General features: G+C 76.1%; 4 protein-coding genes and 1 pseudogene. All 5 read right to left on the bottom strand.

The annotated features are described in order from the left end of the window. A pseudogene (locus OO63_RS42350) lies at positions 1 to 871 on the bottom strand (hypothetical protein); the annotation flags it as partial. Further along, positions 868 to 2133: an NTP transferase domain-containing protein gene (locus tag OO63_RS43670; protein WP_078619272.1), complete on the bottom strand. Its 1266-nt coding sequence runs from the start codon at positions 2131 to 2133 to the stop codon at positions 868 to 870. The pseudogene OO63_RS42350 and the gene OO63_RS43670, both read right to left, overlap by 4 nt. A gap of 90 nt (positions 2134 to 2223) precedes the next feature. Then, the gene (locus tag OO63_RS21545; protein WP_030360631.1) at positions 2224 to 3897 is read right to left on the bottom strand and encodes a dihydrolipoamide acetyltransferase family protein; all 1674 of its coding nucleotides are present in this window, start codon (positions 3895 to 3897) and stop codon (positions 2224 to 2226) included. Continuing rightward, a complete protein-coding gene (locus OO63_RS21540; RefSeq protein ID WP_030360630.1) occupies positions 3897 to 4901 on the bottom strand; it encodes an alpha-ketoacid dehydrogenase subunit beta in 1005 nt (334 codons plus the stop codon). The genes OO63_RS21545 and OO63_RS21540 overlap by 1 nt, the downstream gene beginning before the upstream one ends. Continuing rightward, complete coding sequence (gene pdhA / locus OO63_RS21535; RefSeq protein WP_030360629.1) at positions 4898 to 6040, bottom strand: pyruvate dehydrogenase (acetyl-transferring) E1 component subunit alpha; 1143 nt, start codon at positions 6038 to 6040, stop codon at positions 4898 to 4900. Before pdhA ends, OO63_RS21540 begins: the two co-directional genes overlap by 4 nt. Positions 6041 to 6107 lie beyond the last annotated feature (67 nt).

Here is a 6107-nt window from a genome sequence, read left to right as displayed (position 1 = left end):
GCGCCGGGGTGGCCGGGGGCGCCGGGGTGGCCGGGGGCGCCGGGGTGGTCCGGGACGCCGGGGTGGCCGGAGGTGCCTGGGTGGCCCGGGGCGCCGGGGTGGCCCCTGCGGCTCCGGCGCGGCGCGCGATGGTGCGGGCTTCTGGCCAGGGGGTGGCGCGGGTGTTCGGGGCTTTGGGGTGGGCATCCGGGGCCGTGGGCTGGTCGCCCGGGGCTGTGGGGTGTGTGCCACGGCCTGTGGGCTGCGTGCCCGGGCCCGTGGGCTGCGTGCCCGGGCCCGTGGGCTGCGTGCCCGGGCCCGTGGGCTGCGTGCCCGGGGCCGTGTGGTGGGTGCCACGGCCTGTGGGCTGGTCGCCCCGGTCCGTGGGCTGGTCGCCGGGGTTGGTGAAGCGGGCGCCGGGTGGGCCGGGCGGAGGGTCGGAGACGTCTGGCCAGGCACCGGTGGCGGTGGGACGGTCGCCGGGGCCGGGGGGCCAGCCGCCGGGCGGGGTGAGGGGGTCGGCCTGGGTGTTGGACGTGGCTTCGCGCGGGGTGGGGGGTGTGCTGGGGGCGCTGCGCCGGGTTCCGGGTGTACGGGGGGCCGTGCCGTGGGCGCCGGGGGTGTGGGCGGAGCCTGTGCCGGGGGCGTCGGCGGAGCCTGTGCCAGGTGCGTGACCGGAGCCTGTGCCGGGGGCGTGGGCGGGTTCCACGTCGTCCGGGTGGGGCGGGTTGTTCGGGTTGCCCGAGCCGTCCAGGTGGGCCGGGTTGCCCGAGCCGTCCGGGTGGCTTGAGTGGCCGGGGCGTGCGGCGCCCGCCCCGGTCCTGGCCCGGTCCTCGTTCACCAGGGCGAGGGCTTCGTCGAACTCCGCGTCGGCCGCGTGTTGGCCGGTCATCGGGGGCCCGACTCCGTGCCGGAGGGCGCGCCGGCGGCCGTGCCGGGGGGCTGCGTGCTGGAGGGGTCCTGCTCGCCGGACGGCGTCGACGTCCCCGCCCCGGGCGCCGACGCACCGCCAGGCTCGTCCGGCTGGTCCTCGTCCGCCCACCGGACGGCGAGCGCCGCCGCCTTCCGCGCGGCCTGGGCCACGGCCTCCGGGCCGCCCCCGCCCGCTTGGGCCAGCGCCGCCGCGTACCCGACGAGGAACGTGGTCAGGGGCGCCGCGGGCCGCGCCACGCCGTGCGCCGCGTCGCGGGCGAGGTCGAGCAGGATGCCGGTGTCGACGTCGAGCTCGATGCCCAGTTCGTCCATGACTGCGGAAATCCATTCATCCAACACGTGCCCATGCTCCCTGATCCGCGCGCGGGCCGTAGCGATGTCGTCCCAGGTGTCGCAGTCGAACGCGGCGAACGGGTCGGTGACGCGGACGAGCTTGAGGTGGGCGGTGAGGCGTCGCAGGGGCAGCCCGGTGAGGCCGCGCGCGCTCTCGGCCACGCCGGACGAGGGCACGTCGCCACGGCCCACCTGGGCGTCCGGGGCGTCCGGGGCGTCCGGGGCGTCCGGGGCGTCCGGGGCGTCCGGGGCACCAACGGTTCCTGCCGCCCCGGCGGGCCCTGCCACCCCGACGATTCCCGCAGCACCCCCGGCCTCCGCCGAACCCGTCCCGCCCGCAGAGGCAGCAGACTCCGCCGAACCCGAACCCGAACCCGAACCGGAACCCGTGCCGCCCGCGGAACCCGCAGCTCCCGCCGCCCCCCTCAGCCCCGCCAGTTCCCTCCGCAGCGCCCCGCTCCGGTAGGCCGCGACGAGCGGCTGGTCCCGGCCCTCGGGGTCGGTGAGCAGCACGCCGTCCGCGCCGTCGGCCGTGGCGAGGGTGGTGACGAGTCGGCGTACGGTCTCCGGCCGCAGGAACGGCAGGTCGGCGGAGAGCACCACGACCAGCTCGGCGCGCGTGCGCCGCAGCCCGGCGTCGAGGGCGGCGAGCGGACCGCCGCCCGCGGGCTCCTCGCGGGCCCACTCCACGGGCCGTCCGGTGGGCCGGGGCGCCGCGACGACGACGGTGGTCCCGGCCCCGGCGCACGCCGCGAGCACCCGGTCGAGCAGGGCCCTGCCGCCCACCCGCACGCCGGGCTTGTCCGCGCCGCCGAGCCGCGCGGCCCGCCCGCCGGCGAGCACGACGGCGTCGAACGCGGCGGTGTCCGGAGCTGTGCGCGAGGTCATCCCCCGAGTATGGGCGCACCCCCGGTCAATGCCACCCCCGCACCCGCGCTCCGGCCCGCACCGCACTCCCGGTGCGCGCCGGAGCGTGCGTCACACCGACCGCAGCAGCACCGCGGGCTGCTCCACGCAGTCCGCGACGAACCGCAGGAATCCGCCCGCCGTGCCGCCGTCGCACACCCGGTGGTCGAAGGTGAGCGAGAGCTGGACGACCTGACGGACCGCCAGCTCGCCCTGGTGCACCCAGGGCTTGGGCACGATCCGGCCGACGCCGAGCATCGCCGCCTCGGGGTGGTTGATGATCGGCGTGGATCCGTCGACCCCGAACACCCCGTAGTTGTTCAACGTGAACGTCGACCCCGTGAGTTCCCCCGGCGTCAGCGTCCCGGTCCTGGCCGCGTCCGAGAGGCGGGCCAGCTCCGCGCTCAGGGACTCCGTGTCGCGTGCGTGCGCGCCCTTCACGACGGGCACGACGAGGCCGCGGTCGGTCTGCGCGGCGAAGCCGAGGTGCACCTCGTCGAGCCGCACGATCTCACGGGCTTCCATGTCGACCGTGGAGTTGAGCTCGGGGTAGCGCGCGAGGGCGGCGGTGCAGACGCGGGCGAGGAGGGCGAGGAGGGAGACCTTCGGGCCGCCCGCCGCGTTCATCGCCCGGCGCGCGACCATCAGTTCCGTCGCGTCCGCGTCGACCCAGCAGGTGGCGTCCGGTATCTCACGACGGCTGCGCGCCAGCTTGTCGGCGACGGCGCCGCGAACACCGCGCAGGGGGATCCGCGTACCGCTCCCGGAGACCGCGGCAGACCGTGCGCCGCCGACTGCCCCGCGCGCGTCGGCCGGTGTCTGCGCCCGCGCCGCCGCGCCCTCGGTGACGCCCGTCCCGGGGCTCCCGAAGGTGGCGCCGATGCCCGACGCCACGGCCCGTGCCGCCGCGGACGCCGACGACGGGCCCGCGACCGGCGTGACCGCCGCCGACGCCCGCATGGCGTACTCCACGTCGGCCCGCAGGATCAGCCCGTCAGGACCGGACCCCACCAACTCCCGCAGGTCCACGCCGTTCTCCCGGGCGAGCTTGCGGACGAGCGGGGAGATGACGGGGACCGGGCCGTCCCCGTGGGCGGGTGCCGCACCCGGACCGGGGCCGGCCCCGGTTTCGGCCGCGGCAGCCGTGTCCGCCGCCCCTGCCGTCACGGTCGCCGCTGAGCCCTCCGCACGGGAGGCGGCGCGAAGGCCCACACCCGCGTCCGCGGAACCCGCACCCGAACCCGTACCGGCACCAGCACCGGACGCCGTGTCCGCACCGCTCCCCCCGGACTGCCCGGCAGCCCCCGACGCGCCCTCGCGCGCGGGCCGCACCCGGCGCCGTCGCGCGGGCGCCGCCGCCGTGCCGTATCCGACGAGGACGTTCCCGGACGCCTCGTCCCGGCCCCCCTCGGGAGCACCGCCCGCCTCGGAAGCGCCGTCTGCGGAAGCACCCGCGCGCGTACCGGAGTCGGCCGCACCGCTCTCCAGGTCAGCGACCGACGCCCCCACCGCGACCGTCAACAGCGGCGCGCCCACGGGGAGTTCCGTGCCCTCCTCGCCGAAGCGGGCCGTCACCACGCCCCCGTACGGACAGGGGACCTCGACCATCGCCTTGGCGGTCTCCACCTCCACGACCGGCTGGTCCACCTCGACGACGTCGCCGACCCGCACCAGCCAGCGGGTGATCTCCGCCTCCGTGAGGCCTTCGCCGAGATCGGGCAGCTTGAACTCGAGGACCTGCGCCATCAGCTCTCCGCCTCCCACTGCAGCCGTGCCACCGCGTCCAGGATCCGGTCGACGCCGGGCAGATGGTGCCGCTCCAGCATCGGCGGCGGATAGGGGATGTCGAACCCGGCGACCCGCAGCACCGGCGCCTCCAGGTGGTGGAAGCACCGCTCCGTGACGCGCGCGGCGATCTCCCCGCCGGGGCCGCCGAAGCCGCCCGACTCGTGCACGACGACCGCGCGCCCCGTGCGCCGCACGGACGCCGTCACCGTCTCGTCGTCGAACGGCACCAGCGAGCGCAGGTCGACGACTTCGAGGTCCCAGCCCTCGGCCCGCGCCGCCTCGGCGGCCTCCAGGCAGACGGGCACCGACGGGCCGTACGTCAACAGCGTCGCGCTGCGGCCCGCTCGCCGCACCACGGCCTTCCCGATGGGTTCAACGGTCGAGGGCGCGTCCGGGTTCCAGTCCGCCTTGGACCAGTAGAGGCGCTTCGGCTCCAGGAAGACGACCGGGTCGTCGGAGGCGATGGACGCGCGCAGGAGGCCGTAGGCGTCCTCGACCGTGGCGGGCGTGACGACGTGCAGCCCGGGCGTCGCCATGTAGTACGCCTCGGAGGAATCGCTGTGGTGCTCGACGCCGCCGATCCCGCCGCCGTACGGCACCCGGATGGTGATCGGGAGCGGCATGCCGCCCCGGGTGCGGTTGCGCATCCGCGCCACGTGCGAGATCAACTGCTCGAACGCGGGGTACGCGAACGCGTCGAACTGCATCTCGACGACGGGCCGCAGCCCGTACATCGCCATGCCGACCGCCGTACCGAGGATGCCCGCCTCCGCGAGCGGGGTGTCCGTGCAGCGGTCGTCGCCGAACTCCTTCGCGAGTCCGTCGGTGACCCGGAAGACCCCGCCGAGCGTGCCCACGTCCTCGCCGAGGACGTGCACGGACGGGTCGTCGGCCATCGCGTCGCGCAGCGCGCGCCCGAGGGCCTGCCCCATGGTGGCCGGTTTCACGGCGACAGTGGTCATCGTCCTGCTCCGTCCGCCTCGTTCTCGGCCTCCAGCTCGGCCCGCAACAGGGCCGCCTGCTCCCGCAGTTGGCTGGTCTGCTCGGCGTACACGTGCGTGAACAGGTCCATGGGGTCGAGGGCCGGGTCCTGGTTCATCCGGGCCCTGAGGTCCGCGGCCATCTCCTCGGCGTCCTCGCGGACCGCGCGCCTGCGGTCCTCGTCGAGCAGGTCGCGCTCGGTGAGTTCGCGCTCCAGGAGGACGATCGGGTCGTGGTCCTGCCAGGCCTCGACGTCCGCGTCCTGGCGGTAGCGCGTGGCGTCGTCGGCGTTCGTGTGCGCCTCCATCCGGTACGTGACGGCCTCGATGAGGGTGGGGCCGCCGCCCTCACGGGCGCGCTCCACCGCTTCGGAGAGGACCTCGTGCACCGCGACCGCGTCGTTGCCGTCGACCAGGCGGCCCGGCATGCCGTACCCGACGGCCTTGTGGGCGAGGGACGGCGCCGCTGTCTGCTTGGCGAGCGGCACGGAGATCGCGAAGCCGTTGTTCTGCACGAGGAAGACCACGGGTGCCTGCCAGACCGCGGCGAAGTTCAGCGCCTCGTGGAAGTCGCCCTCGCTGGTGCCGCCGTCGCCGACCATGGCAAGCGCGACCACGTCGTCGCCCTTCAGGCGGGCGGCGTGGGCGAGACCGACGGCGTGCGGGAGCTGGGTGGCCAAGGGGGTGCACAGGGGCGCTATGCGGTGCTCCCGCGGGTCGTAGCCGGTGTGCCAGTCGCCGCGCAGCAGCGTCAGGGCCGCCACCGGGTCGAGGCCGCGGGCGACCGCCGCGAGGGTGTCGCGATAGCTGGGAAACAGCCAATCCTGCTCGCGCAGGGCGAGCGCGGCGGCGATCTCGCACGCCTCCTGGCCGGTGCTGGACGGATAGACGGCGAGCCTGCCCTGCTTGGTCAGGGCGGTCGCCTGCGTGTTGTACCGCCGGCCGCGCACGAGCTCGCCATGGAGGCGGAGAAGCAGCTCCGGGTCCGCCTTGCGCGCGGCGTCCGTGCCGAGCACGCGATAGGGCTCGGCTTCCGGCAGCAGCGGCGCGGGGTCGGTCCTGAGCTGCCATGCGGGGGGCGGGGCGGGCCGGTAGGCGCCCCGCTGCTCCATGACCGTCATGACGGCACCTCCTGGTGGGAAGCGATCTCCTCGTGGGGAGCGGCAACAGAGGCGCAACGATGTGATG

The sequence above is a fragment of the Streptomyces alboflavus genome (assembly GCF_000716675.1).
In the GTDB taxonomy this organism is placed as follows: Bacteria; Actinomycetota; Actinomycetes; order Streptomycetales; family Streptomycetaceae; genus Streptomyces; species Streptomyces alboflavus.
The sequence above is the reverse complement of the archived record's forward strand: the minus strand, read 5'-3'. Positions and strand labels throughout refer to the sequence as shown.